A 17,939-nucleotide genomic window follows, 5' to 3' on the forward strand; every position below is an offset into this window, starting at 1 on the left:
GAGCGTCGACGGCCGCGCGCACCCGCAGAAACGACCGCGGGCCGCGCCCTCGAAAGGGTGCGGCCCGCTAATCCGTCTGTAACTCTTGCCCCGGGGACTCTTGCCCCGGAACTCTTGCCGGGGACGAGCGTCAGTGCCCGCCTTCGCCCTCGGCCTCCTGGCCGCCGCGCGGCTGATCGACCCGGGTCTCCAGGGTGGTCGCGTCGACCGAGGCGTCGGCCTTGATGGTGCCGGCGTCGACCCAGTTGCCGTTGTCGTCCTGCACCTGGAAGTAGAAGGTGAGTTCGGTGGTCAGTCCCGGTGCAACCGAGTGCCCGGCGCCGTCGAGTTCGGCCATCATCGCCGACTCGCCGAGCAGTGCCGAGGTGGGATTGGCTGCGCTGGCTGTGGTCGCACTGGTCGCGGTGCTGCCGGACTCCGTGCTGCTGGACTCCGCAGTGGTCGAGGCCGCACTGGTCTGCGACTCACCGGAGGCGCTCGGGGTCGAGCCGTCCGGCAAAACGTTTGCCGGGTTGCCCGCGCGCACGGCCTGTCCGGGCGCGATGGTCGGCTCGCCGGTGATGGTCACCGTCGCCGACGACGGTGCGCCCTGTTGGGACACCGCGATCTTCGTCAGCTTGTAGGTCTTGGTCGGGCTGCTGTTGGCGATGGTGAACGACACCTCGAACGGCCCGCCCTTGTCGAACACGGTGTCGGCCTGATCGGCCGGGTAGACCACCTGCAGGTTGCGGATCTCGACCTTGTCCCACGTCGCGGTGGCCTCGCCACCGTTGACCCCGGGCATCATGTTGGAGGTCTGCGCGATCTGTCCCGCACCACAGCCGGTGGTGCCCAGTGCAATGGCGACTCCCGCAGCCGCGATGGCGGTCACCGACGCCAAGCGTCGTGCAGTCGAAGGTCGTCGCCGAAGTCGAGTTGGCACGGACACCCGTTCCTCCCAGGTAGTCGAACGCATAAACGCAGTGAACGAACGCTGCACTACGCAGCGTAGTGGGCGCGCGTCGCAAAATCCCGGCGGGGTGCCAGATTGGCCCGTGTCGCGTCGAGGTCGCCGACGGAGCGGACCCGGACAGCGGGCGCGAGTGTGGCTGTGGATGCCGCGGTTGCGCAGAGGCGACACGCTTGCTAAGGGCCGGTGCCTCACCTGCCCAAACGCCGAGGCCGGGCGGCCATCATGGCCTTGACCTGCACCGTTGTCTGGGCCGTCTGGGGCGCCCGTGTTAGACTGGCCATACTCGAAAGGGGCACGGAACATTGAATTTCAAAGTTGGCGACACCGTTGTCTATCCCCATCACGGTGCTGCTCGGGTCGAAGACATCGTGATTCGGACCATCAAGGGCGAACAGATCGAATACCTGGTTCTCAAGGTTGCCGATGGTGACATGACCGTCCAGATTCCCTCATCCAAGCTCGAGTACGTCGGCGTGCGTGACGTCGTCGGCGAGGAGGGGCTCGATCAGGTTTTCCAGGTTTTGCGCGCCCCGCACACCGAGGAGCCCACCAACTGGGCTCGCCGGTTCAAGGCCAACCAAGAAAAGCTCATCTCCGGCGACATCATCAAGGTCGCCGAGATCGTCCGCGACCTGTGGCGTCGTGAACAGGATCGTGGACTGTCGGCAGGCGAGAAGCGCATGCTGACCCGCGCTCGTCGCGTCCTCGTCGACGAGCTCTCGCTTGCTCAGAACACCGACGACGAGAAGGCCACCAGCATTCTCGACGAGGTTCTCGCCGCGGCGTCGTAGACGTCGTCTGCTGTGACCGAACAACCCGGGCCGATCTCGTCGGCCCCGGACGGCCACGCGAGTTCGCAGGTCTGCGTGATCATCCCGGCCGCAGGCTCGGGAACACGGCTCGGTGAGTCGATCCCGAAGGCTTTCGTCGATCTGCACGGGCGCACCATCCTCGAACGGTGCGTCGATCAGGTTCTCGATCTCGATGCTCGTGTGGTCGTCGTCGTGCCTGCCGACCTCGTCGGCCGGGCACGATTTCTTCTTCCGCCACAGGTGGGTGTGGTCGCCGGTGGCGCCCATCGTTCCACCTCGGTGCGGGCCGGACTCGCCGCGGCCGGTGACGCCGGGATCATCCTGGTGCACGATGCGGCCCGTCCGCTCACCCCGGTGAGCGTGTTCCGTCGGGTCATCGACGCGATCCGCTCCGGGCATCGTGCGGTGATCCCCGGGATTCCGGTCGCCGACACGCTCAAGCACGTCGAGCAGATCGACGCCGGTCTCGCACAGGTCACCACGACTGTCGATCGAGATCTGCTCCGCGCGATCCAAACCCCGCAGGGCTTCACCCGCGAGGCGCTCGTCGCCGCGCACGCCGACGACGAGGGCCTGGCCACCGACGACGCCGGTCTGGCCGAACGCATCGGGATCCCGGTGTGTGTCGTCGACGGCCACCCGATGGCCATGAAGATCACCACCCCCTGGGACCTGCGGGTCATCCGTCAGATCCTGAACTCCGGAGAGGTCGTCACATGAGGGTTGGTATCGGCTCCGATGCCCATCGCGTCGAGTCGGGCGCGCCGTGCTGGATGGTGGGTCTGCACTTCCCCGACGATGCCGGCTGCGAGGGCCACTCCGACGGTGACGTCGGCGCCCACGCGCTGTGCGACGCGGTGCTCTCGGCGGCCGGACTCGGTGATGTCGGCTCCGTGTTCGGGACGGGCCGTCCCGAATGGGAGGGCGTGTCCGGCGTGCAGATGCTCACCCATGTCGCCGAGCTGGTGTCGCAGGCAGGGTTGCGCGTCGTCAACGGTGCCGTGCAGGTCATCGGCAATCGTCCCAAGATCGGCCCGCGCCGCGCCGAGGCGCAGCAGGTGCTCTCGTCCGCGCTCGGCGCTCCGGTGTCGGTGTCGGCGACCACCACCGACGGGCTCGGCATGACCGGACGGGGCGAGGGTATCGCCGCGGTGGCCACGGCGCTGGTCGACGATGCCCCAGTCGACGATGCCCCGGTCGACGATGCCGCGGTCGCCCAGGTGCCGGTGGTTGTCGACTCGCCAACACGCTGAGAACCGCGCGCCCCTGCGGTTAGGGTGGTGCGTGTGGATCTGTTACTCGGAATCGACATGGGGACAGGCAGTTCCAAGGGGGTGCTGGTCGCCGCCGATGGAACGGTGCTGGCCACCGAGTCCCGTACGCACGAGATGTCACTACCGCGACCGGGCTGGGCGGAGTTCGACCCGGAGGCCATCTGGTGGCGCGAGGTCTGTGAGATCAGCGCTGCGCTGATGTCGCGATGCCCGCCGGCGGCACGCATCGCGGGGGTGTGCGTCAGCGGCGCCGGCCCGTGCCTGGTGTTGGCCGACGAGGACCTGCGCCCCTGCCGTCCGGCCATCCTCTATGGCATCGACACCCGGGCGAGTGCGGAAATCGAGTTTCTCACAGAGGAATTCGGGGCGGAGGAAATCCTTGAGCGCGGCGGCACAGTGTTGTCGAGCCAGGCCGTCGGACCCAAGATCGAGTGGGTCCGCAGGCACGAACCCGACGTGTTCGCCGGTGCTCGTCGCTGGTATGGATCGAACTCCTACATCACCGCGAAACTCACCGGCGAATACGTGATCGATCACCACACCGCCAGTCAATGCGATCCGATGTACGAGACCGCACGATTTCGCTGGAATGAGCCCTGGGCACAGCGGATCTGCGCCCACCTCGAGATGCCGCGACTGGCGTGGCCCAGCGAGGTCATCGGCACCGTGCACGCCGCGGGTGCGCAGGTCAGCGGTATCCCTGCCGGCACGCCGGTGGTCGCCGGTACCGTCGACGCCTTCTCCGAGGCGTTCTCGGTGGGCGTCCGTGCGCCCGGCGACCAGATGCTCATGTACGGCTCGACGATGTTCCTGGTCCAGATCATCGACCGCTACCACAGTGACCCGGCGCTGTGGACGACGGCCGGGATCGAGCCCGACACACTGGCTTTGGCGGCCGGGACGTCGACGGCGGGCAGCCTCATCAGCTGGTTGCAGTCGACCTGTGGTGACGTACCGATCGATCAGTTGGTCGCCGAGGCGCAGGCGGTACCGCCGGGATGTGAGGGGCTGCTGGTGCTGCCGTACCTCGCCGGGGAGCGGACCCCGGTCTTCGACCCCCACGCGCGCGGCATCCTCGCGGGAATCACACTGCGACACAACCGGGGTCACATCTTCCGCGCGGCCTACGAGGGAATCTCCTTCGGCATCCGCCACATCCTCGACCGCTTCGACGACGCCCACGTCGCCGCCCGCACCGTCGCGGTCGGCGGCGGGGTCCGCAGCGCCCTCTGGGTGCAGACGATGTCGGACATCACCGGCCGGGCCCAGCTGATCCCGGAGCAGACCATCGGAGCCAGTTACGGTGATGCCTTGCTCGCCGCGATCGGTACCGAACTCGTTGCCCCCGAAACGGATTGGGCGAGGATCTCCCACGTCGTCGAACCGCAGGACCGGCTGCGCCCCCTCTACGACGACCTCTACGGCACGTGGCTCGAACTCTATCCCGCGACCCGGCCGCAGATCCATCGCCTCAGTGCCCTCGACAATTCGAGCGATCAGGACGGTTCGGGCGATCAACCCATGGTGTAACCGCCATCGATCGGGATGTCGACGCCATTGATCATCGCTGCCGCATCCGAGCACAACCACACCACCGCGTCGGACACCTCGTGCGGAAGGGCGAAGCGGCCCAGTGGGATTCGGTCGAGCATCGGCGCGGCCTTGCTCGCCTCGCCCCACACTCGTTGCCCCATCTCGGTCAAGACGACGGTCGGGCAGACCGAATTGGCGCGGATGCCATGGGGTCCGAGTTCGCGGGCCAGCACCTTGGTGGCCATCACCAGCCCGGCCTTGGATGCGCAGTACGCATAGTGCTCGGGCAGAGGGGCCAGCGCGGCCGCCGAGGCCACCGTCACGATGGAGCCACCGGTGCCCTGCTCGACCATCTGGCGCCCGACGGCGGCGGCGAGCAGCGCCGGCGCGCGGAGATTGACGGTGAGTGTGGCGTCGAAGTGATCGGCGTCGACGTCGACGACGGACTCGGGAAACGATATGCCCGCATTGTTGATCAGGATGTCGAGTCCATCGAAGGCTGCGGCGGCGCGACCGGCCAATTCGTGTGGTGCATCGGGATCGGTCAGGTCGACGGCGACGCCGCAGACCTCCGTCGAGAACCGTCCCGCCAACTCCTCGGAGGTCGTCGCCAACGCTGTCTCATCGCGGCCGGTGATCACCAACCTCGCACCGGCTGCGGCCAGGCGGGCGGCGATGTCGGCGCCGATACCCTTGGCGCCACCGGTGATCAGGGCGCGGCGGCCGTCGAGTCGGAGATCGCCGACGGCGTCGGGTGCGGTCATGGTCGTCATGGGTACCTCGTGGGAGATGGGGACGGCCGAAGCCGCCGCCTGTGGTGGATGGGCGGGCGGTCAGGTCGGATCGGTGAGACCGACGATCGCGTGGGCGGTGGCCGGATCGGTCACCAGTTGATTGAAGAATCTGCCGGTGGCGCCGGCGATGATCGATTCGGCCTTGTCGGCGCCGATCGCCACGGCGATGCCGACCGGGACGTTGCGCAGCACGTCGAGGGTGACGGCCATGAGCCGGTCGGAGCCGTCGAACTCCACCGATTCGCCTCTGCGGTCGTAGAACCGAGAGCACACGTCGCCCACGGCGTTGCGCAGGGCTTCCGACGACGTCGGGACGAACTGGGGGATGTCGGTGCGCAACAGGGGCGGGGCGCCGACGCCCATCAACGCGCACCGCGCGGTCGACCAGAGCCCGATGACCCGCTCGATACTCGGATCCCGCTGCAACGAGTGGTAGAGGTCGGGGCCCGGAAGTGCCGGTGCGAAAAGGTAATTGGGGCGTGCCCCGGTGCGGTCGGAGACCAGTCGGGTGATCTCGTTGGTCTGATACCACGATTCGGGCTGATCGTTACCGCCCACGGTGGGGACCACGAGCACACCCGGCAATGCGGTGAGGTCGAATTGGGCGACCTCGTAGACGGTGCGGCCGGATGACACGAGCAGCACGTCGCCGGGCAGGAGTCCGGCGCCGGCGAGTGCTCGTCCGACGACCGGTGCGAGCGCGCCGCCCATGACGTCGACTGCGGTACGCCCGGGTCCGGGGTTCGGAAGCGGGGGACTCAGGTGTACCGCGGTCAGCCCGAGGATGCGGGCGACCCGGTCGGCGAGATCGTGGTCGTCGGCGTCCTGTGGCGCCACCACCTCGATGCGGACGATCCCGCGGCGCTTGGCCTCGGCGAGAAGTCTGCTGACGGTCGCGCGACTGGTCCCCAGTTGCGCGGCCACCTCGGCCTGCGTCGCGTCCTCGGTGTAGTACAGCTTGGCCGCCGCATACAACAGTGCAGGTGAGAAGTGCCCGGTGTCGGCGTCCTGGGAGCCGGTCGGGGCGGGAGCAGAGCGGGCCACGTGAAGAGTATGGCATTGAACAGATGCTCACCGCAGCAGATTCTCTGCACATTCGTTCTGGACAAATGACATCACGTCTGGCTAATGTGACTCCAACCACACAAGGCGGGGCTTGTGGCGGACCCAGGACGACGACGCGGCGGGCTGTGCCGGACCGCGCGGACGAGGAGGACGAATGCCCGAACAGATTCCGGAGAAGATGCAGGCCGTGGTGTGCCACGGCCCGCAGGACTATCGGCTCGAGGAGGTCGCGGTCCCGCGGCCGGGTCCCGGTGAGGCGTTGATCAGGGTCGAGGCGGTCGGCATCTGCGCCAGCGACCTCAAGTGTTATCACGGGGCGGCCAAGTTCTGGGGTGACGAGAACCGTCCGGCCTGGGCGGAGACGATGGTGATCCCCGGACACGAATTCGTTGGGCGCGTCGTCGAACTCGACGACACAGCAGCGCAGCGATGGGGAATCGACGTCGGTGATCGGGTGGTCTCCGAGCAGATCGTGCCGTGCTGGGAATGCTTGTACTGCAAGCGCGGTCAGTACCACATGTGCGCGCCGCATGATCTCTACGGATTCAAACGCCGTACCCCCGGCGCCATGGCGAGCTTCATGGTCTACCCCGCAGAAGCGTTGGTACACAAGGTGTCGCCCGACATCCCACCGGCGCATGCCGCGTTCACCGAGCCACTCTCGTGCTCGCTGCACGCGGTCGAGCGGGCGCAGATCACCTTCGCCGACACCGTCGTGGTGGCAGGCTGCGGGCCCATCGGTCTGGGTATGATCGCCGGTGCCCGCGCGAAGAGCCCCAAGCACGTCATCGCCCTCGACATGGCGCCGGAGAAGCTCGACCTGGCCGCGCGGTGCGGCGCCGACATCACCCTCAACATCGCCGAGACCGATGTCGCCGAACGGATTCGGGGACTGACCAACGGCTACGGCGCCGACGTCTACCTCGAGGCGACCGGTCACCCGTCGGCGGTTCCACAAGGACTGAACCTGCTGCGCAAACTGGGCCGCTACGTCGAGTACGGCGTCTTCGGCAGCGACGTGTCCGTCGACTGGAGCATCATCAGTGACGACAAGGAACTCGACGTCCTCGGAGCACACCTGGGGCCCTACTGCTGGCCCGCGGCCATCCGGATGATCGAGTCCGGGGTGCTGCCGATGGACCAGATCTGCACCCATCAGCTTCCCCTGCAGGACTTTCAGACCGGACTCGACCTCGTTGCCAACGGCACGGAGTCGGTGAAGGTCTCGCTGATCCCCGCGTGAGCGCCGGCATGACCCAGCACGTGAGAACCCACGAAGGGAACGACAAATCGTGATGAGGAAGCGAAACCTCGGCGGTCCGGACCTGTCACGCCGAAACTTCCTGCGCGCCATGGGCGTCGCCGGCGCCGCCGCAGCCGCGGTACCCGTGCTTGGCGCCTGCGGCATCGGCGGCGGCGGTGAGGTGCCCAACGGGGCCTCGGAGGTGGCGGGCTCGTTCGACTGGCGCAAGGCATCCGGGGCGACGATCAACATCCTGCAGACACCGCACCCGTATCAGCAGTCGTATCAGCCGTTGCTGAAGGAGTTCACCCAACTCACCGGGATCAACGTCAACGTCGATCTCGTGCCCGAGGCCGACTACTTCACCAAGCTGAACACCGAATTGGCAGGCGGCACCGGCAAACACGACGCCTTCATGCTCGGCGCGTACTTCATCTGGCAGTACGGACCGCCCGGATGGATCGAGGATCTCGGTCCGTGGCTGCAGAATTCGGCAGCCACCGACGCCGACTACGACTTCGAGGACATCTTCGACGGTTTGCGCAACTCGACCCGCTGGGATTTCCGCACCGGTTCCCCGTTGGGGACCGGCGGGCAATGGGCGATCCCATGGGGATTCGAGAACAACGTCGTCGCCTACAACAAGGCCTATTTCGACAAGCGCGGTATCCGCCTGCCGGATCGGTTCGACGACTTCATCCAACTCGCCGTCGACCTCACCGACCGCTCGCAGAACCGGTACGGCATCGCCACCCGCGGATCGAAGTCCTGGGCCACCATCCACCCGGGTTTCATGACCCAGTACACCCGCGAGGGTGCCGTCGACTACCGCTTCGACGGGCAGCAGCTCATCGCCGAGATGGACAGCACCCAGGCCATCGACTTCACCAAGAAGTGGATCGAGATGCAGCACAAGGCCGGACCGACGTCGTGGACCACCTACGACTATCCCAATGCCACCGGTGATCTCGGCGACGGGACGGCGATGATGGTCTACGACGCCGACTCGGCGACATACCCGAAGAACAAGCCGGGCGCCAGCGCGCAGGCCGGCAATCTCGGGTGGTATCCGGGCCCGGCCGGCCCCGACGGCAACTACAAGACCAACCTGTGGACCTGGAGCTGGGCGATGAACGCCCACTCCACCAACAAGCTCCCGGCGTGGTTGTTCATCCAGTGGGCCACCGGCAAGGAGTCGATGAACAAGGCCGTGCAGGGCGGGATCTACGCCGACCCGGTCCGGCAATCGGTCTTCGACACCACGTTCAAGAAGGTCGCGGCCGATCAGCCCGGCTACCTCGACACCTTCGAGAAGGTGATCGGGTCGTCGAGGATCCAGTTCACACCGCAGAAGAAGTTCTTCGACACCACCACCAATTGGGCTGTGGCGCTGCAGGACATCTACGGCGGCGACGACCCGGCCGCCCGGCTGCACAGCCTTGCCAAGACAAGTACGTCCAAGGTCAACCTGTAGGGGAATGTCATGATCACTCAGACGCCCAAGGCGTCGGCCACCCGACCCGACGAGCCGGTCGGCGCCCCGCGACGCGCACTCCCGCAGGTCCCGGTCTGGCGCCGTAGACTCCGCCCGTATCTGCTGTCGCTGCCGGCGCTGGTCATCGTCATCGGCATCCTGTATCCGTTCGTCGTCGGCGCCTACTACGCATTCCTCAATTACGCGGCGGTGAACCCGCATCCGCAGTTCGTGGGTTTCCGCAACTTCGCCTCGGTGCTCGGCGACCAGGTGTTCTGGAAGAGCGTCTCGGTCACCGCGATCTTCGCCGTCGTGGCCACCGCGGTCGAAACCGTTCTCGGTGTGGGACTGGCGTTGCTGCTCAACCGCTCCAGCATCATCGGGCGGATCTTCGAGAAGGTGTTGATCCTGCCGCTGATGATCGCCCCGGTGATCGCGGGCGTGATCTGGAAGCTGATGTTCAACCCACAGTTCGGCGTGCTCAATCACGTGCTCGGGCTGGGTAACACCTTCGACTGGCTCTCCAGTCAGCACGCCCTGTGGTCGGTGATCCTGGTCGACCTGTGGATCTTCACGCCGTTCGTCGCGATCCTGGTCCTCGCCGGCATCCGCTCGTTGCCCAAGGAGCCGTTCGAGGCGTCCGAGGTCGACGGCGCGAGTTGGTTCTACATGTTCCGCAAACTGATGCTGCCGATGATCTGGCCCTACATCCTGGTCGCGGTCATCTTCCGGTTCATGGACAACCTCAAGGTGTTCGACCACATCTACGTGCTGACCGCGGGCGGGCCCGGGGTGGCCACCCGCACCCTGCAGATCGGGGCCTTCGAGGACTCGATCATCAACCTCGACTACTCGCGCGGCAGCACCTACATGCTGCTGCTCTGGATCATCGTGTTCATCACCGCGCGCATCCTCGTCGGTGTGCTCGGCAAGGCGCAGCGTCGTGCTGCCGGAGCGGAGTCCTGATCATGTCGAAACTCAAGCTTCCCTCTCTGGCCCCGAACGAATTGCTTCCGGGCCGTAAACGATTCACCCTGTCGTCGGTGGCGGCCGATCTCATCGTCATCGTCTGGTTCATCTTCTCGTTGTTCCCGATCGTGTGGATGTTCCTGCTGGCGTTGAAGAACGACTCGCAGCAGACCACCACGTTCTTCCGGTTCAGTCCGACGTGGGAGAACTTCGGTACCGTCCTGTCGAGCCGGGGCACCGAACTGACCAGTGTCGACTTCAAGGCCTCGTTGCTGACGAGCCTCATCAATTGCGGTGGTGCGGTGATCGTCTCGCTGGTCATCGGCATCCCGGCCGCCTACGCGGCGGGACGCTGGCAGTACCGCGGCAGCAACGACCTGATGTTCCAGATGCTCTCGTTCCGATTCGCCCCCGAACTCATGGTGATCGTGCCACTGTTCGTCATCTACAACCAGATCGGGCTCTTCGACACCAAGGTCGGCATGATCTGGGTGCTGCAACTGGTGACGATGCCGCTCGTGGTGTGGATTCTGCGGTCCTACTTCCAGGACCTGCCCGAGGATCTCGAGCAGGCCGCACTCCTCGACGGCTACACCCGCCGCCGGGCCTTCGTGATGGTCGCCCTGCCGATCGTGCGTCCCGGGATCGCGGCAGCGGCGTTGCTGGCGTTCATCTTCGCCTGGAACAACTACATCTTCCCGTTGATCCTCGCCGACAGCAGCGCGAGCACCGTGACCGTCGCGATCACCAAGTTCCTCGGCGGTGGCGGTCAGGCCTATTACAACCTCACCGCGGCCGCGGCCATCATCGCCGCACTACCGCCGTTGGTGCTGGCCTTGACGATCCAGCGCTACCTGGTCCGCGGCCTGTCGTTCGGGGCGGTGAAAGCCTGATGGCCACACTCGATCTGACCGGGATCACCAAACGATTCGGCCCGGTGACCGCCGTCGACGACCTCTCGGTGAGCATCGACAACGGTGAGTTCTTCGTCATCCTCGGCCCCAGTGGTGCCGGCAAGACCACGACGCTCAAGTCGATCGCCGGCCTCGTCGACGTCGACGCCGGGTCGGTGCACATCGGCGGTACCGACATGACGCGCGTGGAGCCCTACCACCGCAATGTGGCGATGGCCTTCGAGAGTTACGCCCTGTACCCGCAGAAGACGGTGACCGACAACCTCGCCTCCCCGTTGAAATCCGGTCGTACCGGCCGTTATTCGAGTGCCGAACGCGCCACGAGGATCGAGCAGGTCACCACCACGCTGGGTATCAACCATCTGCTGGACCGCTTCCCACGCGAACTGTCCAACGGACAGCGCCAGCGCGTGGCGCTGGGCCGGGTCCTGGTACGGCCGGCCGATGTCTACCTCCTCGACGAACCGCTGAGCCACCTCGACGCCAAGCTGCGGGCCGCGATGCGTGCCGAACTCAAGCAGTTGGGCGCGGTGTCGGATACGACCACGATCTATGTGACCCACGATTACCAGGAGGCGTTGGCACTCGGTGACCGCATCGGCGTGATGCGAGCGGGTGCGTTGATCCAGATCGGCACCCCCGCGCAGATCTGGCACCGTCCGGCCGACACCTTCGTCGCCCGATCCCTCGGCCAGCCGGAGATGAACCTGCTCGACGGCGTCATCGACGACGGCGCGGTGGTACTCGGCGACGGCAGCCTGCGGGTGCCCGTACCGGCAGGTCTCGACGCCGATCGCGGCGACCGACTTCGCGTCGGAATCCGGCCGTGCGACATCCACATTCGCGGCTCGGAGATCGATCCCGCGGTGGACGTGGAGATGCGCGGTCATGTGCAGCTCGCCGAGCGACTCGGCCGCAACATCGAATTGACGCTCACGGTCGCCGGTGAACAGGTGATCGCCCTGACCACCGGCCGACACGGCGTCGGCGAGGGCTCCGATGCGCGAATGTCGGTGGCGCACCACGATCTGCACTTCTTTGCCGCGGGCGACGGCGACACCGCCCGACTGTCTACCGATCGATCCGACACCGTGGAGGTGGCCCGATGAGTTTAACCCGCACCGCCAAGACCTCATCATCGGCCGACGCCGGGCAGACGGCGCAGAGCCTGACCCTGAGCGCGTTGGTGAAAACCTATGCCGCGCGCGGGCGTCGGGAGTTCACCGCGGTCAAGGGCATCGACCTGGCGATCGAACCGGGCGAGCTGGTGGCGCTGCTCGGCCCGTCCGGCTGCGGCAAGACCACGACGCTGCGGATGATCGCCGGCCTGGAGACGGTGACCAGCGGTTCGATCAGGATCGGCGAGCGGGAGATCTCCGATCTGCCGGCCGCCAAACGCGGGATCGGTGTGGGTTTCGAGAGTTACGCGCTGTATCCGCCGTTGTCGATCAAGGAGAACCTCCTCTACGGACTCAAGGCCCGCAAGGTTTCCGGAGCCGAGCAGATGGTCGAGTCGATCGCACGGCGCCTCGACATGGAGGACCTGCTCTCGCTGCGCCCGGCCGGTTTGTCCAGCGGGCAGAAGCAGCGCGTGGCGCTGGCCCGTGCCCTGGTCCGCAATCCGCCGGTGTTGTTGCTCGACGAGCCGCTGAGCCACCTCGACGCCTCCGCCCGCAACCGGGTCCGCCGCGAATTGAAGGTTCTGCAACGGGAATTCGGCTACACCACGATCGTGGTCACCCACGACCAGGTCGAGGCACTGTCGCTGGCCGACCGTCTCGCGGTGATGGACGCCGGGATCGTCCAGCAGTTCGGTACCCCCGACGAGGTCTTCGACGACCCGGCCAACCTCTTCGTCGCGCAGTTCGTCGGCGAACCGCAGATCAACGTGCTGCCGGGTACGGCCCGTGTCCGCGACGGGCGGGTCCGCGTCGAGATCGGTACGCGTGCAGGTTCTCTGGCAACCGAGGTGACCTCCGTGGCCGACGGCACCGCGGTGACCGTCGGGGTGCGCCCACAGGACTGCGTCCTCCACCCCGGGCCCGGTACGGACACCGGAGACGGTGTCGAGACCGGAATCGCCGCCGAGGTCGCCTACTTCGAGCATCTGTTGGAGTTCGGGATGACGACAACCACGGTGAGCGGGATCGAGGAGGGCTTCGTGGTGGTCACCCCCGCCGCCGACACCTACGCGACGTCGGATCGGGTGCGGATCACCGCACCCGCCGAACGCGTGTACCTCTTCGACACCGAGACCGGAGCACGACTGCGATGACCACCCTCTACAACGATCCCGCCCGCTTCACCGAGGACATGCTGGCCGGATTCCTCGACGCCAACGCCGAGCAGGTGATGGGCGTGCCCGGCGGCGTCGTGCGCGCCACCACGACACCCGCCGGGAAGGTGGCCGTCGTCGTCGGCGGCGGCTCGGGTCACTACCCGGCGTTCTGCGGGGTCGTCGGCACCGGTTTCGCCGACGGTGCCGTCGTCGGCAACATCTTCACCTCCCCGTCGGCCGACGAGGCGGCCTCGGTCGCCCGCGCCGCACACGGCGACGCCGGAGTGCTGCTGATCACCGGCAACTATGCGGGCGACGTCATGAACTTCGGTCTGGCCGTCGAGCAATTGCGCGCCGAGGGCATCGACGCCCACTACTTCGCGGTGACCGACGACGTGGCGAGCGCCCCCGACGGACAAGAGGACCGCCGTCGGGGGATCGCCGGCGACTTCACCGTGTTCAAGTGCGCGGGTGCGGCAGCCACCGACGGCCTCGACATGGCCGGGGTGGTGCGCGTCGCCGACGCCGCGAACACGGCGACCCGCACGCTCGGTGTGGCCTTCGGCGGATGCACCATGCCCGGCGCCGACGAACCGCTGTTCACCGTGCCCGACGGCACCATGGGCATCGGGCTCGGCATCCACGGGGAGCCCGGAGTGTCCGACGAGCCGTTGCCGAGCGCCGCCGAGCTCGCCCGCACCCTCGTCGACGGCGTCTGCGCGCACGCACCCGCGGGCGCCGGTGACCGGGTCGCGGTGATCCTCAACGGGCTCGGCCGCACCAAATACGAGGAGCTGTTCGTCGTGTGGGGCACGGTTTCGGTGCTGCTGCGCGAGCGCGGACTGACCGTCGTCGAGCCCGAGGTCGGCGAACTGGTGACGAGCCTGGACATGGCCGGCTGCTCGCTGACCCTCATGTGGCTCGACGACGAACTCGAAAGATATTGGCGCGCACCGGCCGACACGCCGGCATACCGCAAGGGTGCGGCGCGCACCGACGCCGGTACTCCTCGCTCGGTACACGATGCGGCCGCCGGTGACGACCTCACCGAGGCGGCCGCCCGTGCCGACGACGACGCCCGATCGGTCGGCCGCGCGGTGGCGCGCGCGCTGGCGTCGATGGCCGAGGCGCTCGCCGACGCCGAGGACGAGCTCGGCCGCATCGACGCCGTGGCCGGCGACGGCGATCACGGCCGGGGGATGGTGAAGGGATCTCGAGCCGCCGCGCAAGCTGCCGCGCGTGCCGTCGACGCCGGCGCCGGCGCCGGCACGGTGTTGCGTGCGGCCGGCTCGCAGTGGGCGGCACGAGCCGGCGGCACCTCCGGGGTGCTGTGGGGCGCGCTGCTCGGCGCCGTCGGCGCGCGGATCGGCGATCGCGGCCGGCCCGACGGGGCGACCGTGGTCGCCGGCGTACGCGACGGTTACGACGCGATCGTGCGGCTGGGCAAGGCGGCACCGGGTGACAAGACGATGCTCGACGCGCTGCACCCCTTCACCGACGACCTCGATCGCCGGGTACGGGACGGGGAGCCCTGGCCGCAGGCCTGGCATGCTGCGGCGCAGGTCGCCACCGCCGCCGCGGCCGACACCGCCGATCTGCGACCCAATGTCGGACGGGCGCGGCCGCTGGCCGAGCGCAGCATCGGGACCCCCGACGCGGGCGCGACCTCGCTGGCGATGTGTTTGACCACCGTCGCGGCGAGCATGACCCCGACCGGCGTCGGGGTCGGTACCGGTGCGAAAGGAGACCACCGATGACCGGGATACGGATCGTGGTCGGCGCCGACGACGCCGGCTATGACTACAAGGAAGCACTCAAGGCCGATCTCGAGGCCGACGAGCGGGTCGCCGAGGTCATCGACGTCGGTGTCGTCGACGGTGAGCACACCGCCTATCCGCACGTCGCGGTGGATGCCGCGCGGCGGGTGGCCGCCGGTGAGGCCGACCGCGCGTTGCTGGTGTGCGGCACCGGGCTCGGGGTGGCGATCAGTGCCAACAAGGTGCCCGGCATCCGCGCCGTCACCGCGCACGACAGCTACTCGGTCGAGCGGTCGGTGCTGTCGAACAACGCCCAGATCCTCTGCTTCGGCGAACGGGTGATCGGGCTGGAGCTGGCCCGCAAACTCACCCACGAATGGCTCGATCACGAATTCGACCCGGCGAGCTCGTCGGCGGCTAAGGTCGAAGCCCTGCGCGGTTATGAGGCCCCGGGTTCCTCGTGACCTCGGACGCCGCCACCGGGGGTGGGCGGTCACGGGCATCGATCCGGGTAGAATCGCACGTCGTGACCCTGCGCCTGTATGACACCGCCACCCGGGAGGTACGCGACTTCGTGCCCCTGCACACCGGGCATGTGTCGATCTACCTGTGCGGCGCCACGGTCCAGGGAGTTCCGCACATCGGTCACGTCCGCAGCGGCATCGCCTTCGACATCCTGCGCCGCTGGTTGCTGCACCGCGGCGACGACGTGCTGTTCGTCCGCAACGTGACCGATGTCGACGACAAGATCCTGCGCAAGGCCGCCGAGGCCGGACGCCCGTGGTGGGAGTGGGCGGCCACCCACGAGCGGGAGTTCTCCGCGGCCTATGACGCGCTCGGCGTGCTGCCGCCGTCGGGGGAGCCGCGGGCCACCGGATTCGTCACGCAGATGGTCACCTACATGGAGCGTCTCATCGAACGCGGCCACGCCTACGCCGCCGACGGCAACGTCTATTTCGACGTGCGCAGCCTGCCCGAGTACGGTGCGCTCTCGGGTCACAAACTCGACGACGTCCATCAGGGCGAGAGCGCGGGCACCGGAAAACGTGACCCGCGCGATTTCACGCTCTGGAAGGCGGCCAAACCCGACGAGCCGTCCTGGCCCACCCCGTGGGGATCAGGACGTCCGGGCTGGCACCTCGAGTGCTCGGCGATGGCCACCTCGCTGCTCGGTGCGGAATTCGACATCCACTGCGGCGGAATGGATCTCATCTTCCCCCACCATGAGAACGAGATCGCCCAGGCGCATGGCGCCGGCGACCGGTTCGCCCGGTACTGGCTGCACAACGGCTGGGTGACCATGGGCGGGGAGAAGATGAGCAAGTCGCTGGGCAATGTGGTGTCGATCCCGGCGATGCTCGCGCGCATGCGGCCGGTGGAGTTGCGCTACTACCTCGGTAGCGCGCACTACCGGTCGATGCTGGAGTATTCCGACGGCGCCCTGACCGAGGCGGCCGCAGGCTATCGGCGCGTCGAATCCTTTGTCGAGCGCGTGCATTCGCGAGTGGCCGAGGTCGGCGTGGGTGAGGTGCCCGCCGAGTTCGCGGCCGCCCTCGACGACGATCTGGGTGTGCCCGCGGCGCTGGCCGTCGTGCACAACACGGTGCGTCACGGCAACACCGCCCTCGAGAGCGGCGACGGGCCCGGGGCCTTGTCCGCGGCATCGGCGGTGCGGGCCATGACGGGCATTCTCGGCGTCGATCCGCTGGACCCGCACTGGCATTCCGATGCCGCCGACGACTCGGCGGCCACGTCGGCACTCGACGTGCTCGTGCAGGCCGAGCTGGCCCGACGGTCGCAGGCGCGCGCCGACAAGGACTGGGCCACCGCCGACGCGGTACGAGACCGACTGGCGCAGGCCGGTATCGAGGTGACCGACACCCCCGACGGGGCACAATGGAGCTTGAAAGGCCGGGAGTAGATGGCGGGCAACTCGAAACGCAAAGGCGCCGTACGCAAGGACGGCAGCAAGAAGGGGCAGACCGTCGGCTCCGGCGGCCAACGACGCCGCGGACTCGAAGGGCGTGGGGCCACCCCGAAGGCCGTGGACCGTCCGTACCATCCGGCGCACAAGCGCGCCAAGGCCGCCGCGAAAACCACTGCGGGACGGCCGAGGTCGCGCAAGGACGACGGCCCCGAGTACGTCCTGGGTCGCAACCCCGTCGTCGAGTGCCTGCGTGCCGACGTGCCGGCGACCGCTTTGTACGTCGTCACCGGCAGTGATCCCGACGACCGGGTCGCCGAGGCGGTCAAGCTGGCCGCCGACCGCGCCATCTCGATCCTCGAGGTGGGCAAGGGTGAGCTGGATCGGTTGTCGGCCAACGGTATGCACCAGGGCATCGCCCTGCAGGTCCCGGAGTACAGCTACGTCCACCCCGACGATCTGATGCGCGATGCCCTCGACAGCGGCACCCCGCCGCTGCTGGTGGCGCTCGACAACATCACCGACCCCCGAAACCTGGGGGCGGTCATCCGCTCCGTCGCCGCCTTCGGCGGGCACGGGGTGCTCATCCCGCAGCGACGCAGCGCGTCGGTGACCGCGGTGGCGTGGCGCACGTCGGCGGGTGCGGCGGCCCGGTTGCCCGTCGCACAGGCGCCGAATCTGACTCGCACGCTCAAGGATTGGGCGGAGACGGGTGCGCAACTCGTCGGTCTCGACGCGGAGGGGGACGTGACGCTTGACACCTACGACGGCACCGGGCCCACCGTCATCGTCGTCGGTTCCGAGGGCAAGGGCCTGTCGCGACTGGTCCGCGAGACCTGCGACTCGATCCTGTCGATCCCGATGGCCGGCGACGTCGAGAGTCTCAACGCGTCGGTGGCCGCGGGAGTCGTGCTCGCCGAGTTCGCACGGCAGCGGCGGCTGGCGTAACG

The 17,939-nt window shown here is 67.7% G+C and carries 17 protein-coding genes; 14 read left to right on the top strand and 3 right to left on the bottom strand.

Translation table 11 applies throughout. The features are described 5' to 3' along the window. Positions 1 to 130: 130 nt before the first annotated feature. Positions 131 to 871, bottom strand: coding sequence for a hypothetical protein (locus GOPIP_RS24745; protein ID WP_006372592.1), 741 nt, complete (start codon positions 869 to 871; stop codon positions 131 to 133). A 383-nt stretch (positions 872 to 1,254) separates the two neighbouring features. Between GOPIP_RS24745 and GOPIP_RS24750 the strand changes: the two genes are divergently transcribed. From GOPIP_RS24750 to GOPIP_RS24765, 4 genes are read left to right on the top strand one after another with little or no spacing between them, the layout of a single operon-like run. After that, positions 1,255 to 1,743, top strand: coding sequence for a CarD family transcriptional regulator (locus GOPIP_RS24750; protein WP_006372593.1), 489 nt, complete (start codon positions 1,255 to 1,257; stop codon positions 1,741 to 1,743). A 12-nt stretch (positions 1,744 to 1,755) separates the two neighbouring features. Beyond that, positions 1,756 to 2,484: a 2-C-methyl-D-erythritol 4-phosphate cytidylyltransferase gene (gene ispD, locus GOPIP_RS24755; RefSeq protein ID WP_020172308.1), complete on the top strand. Its 729-nt coding sequence runs from the start codon at positions 1,756 to 1,758 to the stop codon at positions 2,482 to 2,484. Beyond that, positions 2,481 to 3,017: a 2-C-methyl-D-erythritol 2,4-cyclodiphosphate synthase gene (gene ispF / locus GOPIP_RS24760; protein ID WP_006372595.1), complete on the top strand. Its 537-nt coding sequence runs from the start codon at positions 2,481 to 2,483 to the stop codon at positions 3,015 to 3,017. The genes ispD and ispF overlap by 4 nt, the downstream gene beginning before the upstream one ends. Before the next feature lie 33 nt (positions 3,018 to 3,050). Further along, positions 3,051 to 4,568, top strand: a complete 1,518-nt coding sequence (locus tag GOPIP_RS24765) for an FGGY-family carbohydrate kinase (RefSeq protein WP_006372596.1) — start codon at positions 3,051 to 3,053, stop codon at positions 4,566 to 4,568. Here the strand turns inward: GOPIP_RS24765 and GOPIP_RS24770 are convergent. Beyond that, the gene (locus tag GOPIP_RS24770; protein WP_006372597.1) at positions 4,553 to 5,344 is read right to left on the bottom strand and encodes an SDR family NAD(P)-dependent oxidoreductase; all 792 of its coding nucleotides are present in this window, start codon (positions 5,342 to 5,344) and stop codon (positions 4,553 to 4,555) included. The two genes, GOPIP_RS24765 and GOPIP_RS24770, sit on opposite strands and share 16 nt — an antisense overlap. A gap of 60 nt (positions 5,345 to 5,404) precedes the next feature. Then, on the bottom strand, positions 5,405 to 6,409 hold the full coding sequence (locus GOPIP_RS24775) for a sugar-binding transcriptional regulator (RefSeq protein ID WP_006372598.1): 1,005 nt from the start codon (positions 6,407 to 6,409) through the stop codon (positions 5,405 to 5,407). Positions 6,410 to 6,584: 175 nt separating this feature from the next. Here GOPIP_RS24775 and eltD point away from each other — a divergent pair, with 175 nt between their 5' ends. From eltD to rlmB, 10 genes are all read left to right on the top strand, one after another. Continuing rightward, complete coding sequence (gene eltD / locus GOPIP_RS24780) at positions 6,585 to 7,673, top strand: erythritol/L-threitol dehyrogenase (RefSeq protein ID WP_006372599.1); 1,089 nt, start codon at positions 6,585 to 6,587, stop codon at positions 7,671 to 7,673. Between the two features lie 52 nt (positions 7,674 to 7,725). Further along, on the top strand, positions 7,726 to 9,147 hold the full coding sequence (locus GOPIP_RS24785) for an ABC transporter substrate-binding protein (RefSeq protein ID WP_035728816.1): 1,422 nt from the start codon (positions 7,726 to 7,728) through the stop codon (positions 9,145 to 9,147). 9 nt (positions 9,148 to 9,156) lie between these two features. Beyond that, on the top strand, positions 9,157 to 10,113 hold the full coding sequence (locus GOPIP_RS24790) for a carbohydrate ABC transporter permease (protein ID WP_006372601.1): 957 nt from the start codon (positions 9,157 to 9,159) through the stop codon (positions 10,111 to 10,113). Positions 10,114 to 10,115: 2 nt separating this feature from the next. Then, entirely contained in the window at positions 10,116 to 11,009 is an 894-nt protein-coding gene (locus GOPIP_RS24795) for a carbohydrate ABC transporter permease (protein ID WP_006372602.1), read from the top strand. Next, a complete protein-coding gene (locus tag GOPIP_RS24800; RefSeq protein WP_006372603.1) occupies positions 11,009 to 12,139 on the top strand; it encodes an ABC transporter ATP-binding protein in 1,131 nt (376 codons plus the stop codon). Before GOPIP_RS24795 ends, GOPIP_RS24800 begins: the two co-directional genes overlap by 1 nt. Further along, on the top strand, positions 12,136 to 13,305 hold the full coding sequence (locus tag GOPIP_RS24805) for an ABC transporter ATP-binding protein (protein WP_006372604.1): 1,170 nt from the start codon (positions 12,136 to 12,138) through the stop codon (positions 13,303 to 13,305). The genes GOPIP_RS24800 and GOPIP_RS24805 overlap by 4 nt, the downstream gene beginning before the upstream one ends. Then, a complete protein-coding gene (locus tag GOPIP_RS24810) occupies positions 13,302 to 15,065 on the top strand; it encodes a dihydroxyacetone kinase family protein (RefSeq protein ID WP_006372605.1) in 1,764 nt (587 codons plus the stop codon). The genes GOPIP_RS24805 and GOPIP_RS24810 overlap by 4 nt, the downstream gene beginning before the upstream one ends. Continuing rightward, the gene (locus GOPIP_RS24815; protein ID WP_006372606.1) at positions 15,062 to 15,529 is read left to right on the top strand and encodes a ribose-5-phosphate isomerase; all 468 of its coding nucleotides are present in this window, start codon (positions 15,062 to 15,064) and stop codon (positions 15,527 to 15,529) included. Before GOPIP_RS24810 ends, GOPIP_RS24815 begins: the two co-directional genes overlap by 4 nt. Positions 15,530 to 15,591: 62 nt before the next feature. Beyond that, positions 15,592 to 16,986: a cysteine--tRNA ligase gene (cysS, locus tag GOPIP_RS24820; protein WP_006372607.1), complete on the top strand. Its 1,395-nt coding sequence runs from the start codon at positions 15,592 to 15,594 to the stop codon at positions 16,984 to 16,986. Continuing rightward, entirely contained in the window at positions 16,987 to 17,937 is a 951-nt protein-coding gene (gene rlmB / locus GOPIP_RS24825) for a 23S rRNA (guanosine(2251)-2'-O)-methyltransferase RlmB (protein ID WP_006372608.1), read from the top strand. It abuts the gene before it with no gap. Positions 17,938 to 17,939 lie beyond the last annotated feature (2 nt).

This window comes from Gordonia polyisoprenivorans NBRC 16320 = JCM 10675, from assembly GCF_000241325.1.
In the GTDB taxonomy this organism is placed as follows: Bacteria; Actinomycetota; Actinomycetes; order Mycobacteriales; family Mycobacteriaceae; genus Gordonia; species Gordonia polyisoprenivorans.

Bases quoted from the DNA above. Each gene is read 5' to 3' on its own strand.
- ispF (WP_006372595.1), top strand. From the start codon at position 2,481: ATGAGGGTTGGTATCGGCTCCGATGCCCATCGCGTCGAGTCGGGCGCG.
- GOPIP_RS24800 (WP_006372603.1), top strand. From the start codon at position 11,009: ATGGCCACACTCGATCTGACCGGGATCACCAAACGATTCGGCCCGGTG.
- rlmB (WP_006372608.1), top strand. From the start codon at position 16,987: ATGGCGGGCAACTCGAAACGCAAAGGCGCCGTACGCAAGGACGGCAGC.
- GOPIP_RS24810 (WP_006372605.1), top strand. From the start codon at position 13,302: ATGACCACCCTCTACAACGATCCCGCCCGCTTCACCGAGGACATGCTG.
- GOPIP_RS24805 (WP_006372604.1), top strand. From the start codon at position 12,136: ATGAGTTTAACCCGCACCGCCAAGACCTCATCATCGGCCGACGCCGGG.
- GOPIP_RS24785 (WP_035728816.1), top strand. From the start codon at position 7,726: ATGAGGAAGCGAAACCTCGGCGGTCCGGACCTGTCACGCCGAAACTTC.
- eltD (WP_006372599.1), top strand. From the start codon at position 6,585: ATGCCCGAACAGATTCCGGAGAAGATGCAGGCCGTGGTGTGCCACGGC.
- GOPIP_RS24790 (WP_006372601.1), top strand. From the start codon at position 9,157: ATGATCACTCAGACGCCCAAGGCGTCGGCCACCCGACCCGACGAGCCG.
- GOPIP_RS24770 (WP_006372597.1), bottom strand. From the start codon at position 5,344: ATGACGACCATGACCGCACCCGACGCCGTCGGCGATCTCCGACTCGAC.
- GOPIP_RS24815 (WP_006372606.1), top strand. From the start codon at position 15,062: ATGACCGGGATACGGATCGTGGTCGGCGCCGACGACGCCGGCTATGAC.
- GOPIP_RS24795 (WP_006372602.1), top strand. From the start codon at position 10,116: ATGTCGAAACTCAAGCTTCCCTCTCTGGCCCCGAACGAATTGCTTCCG.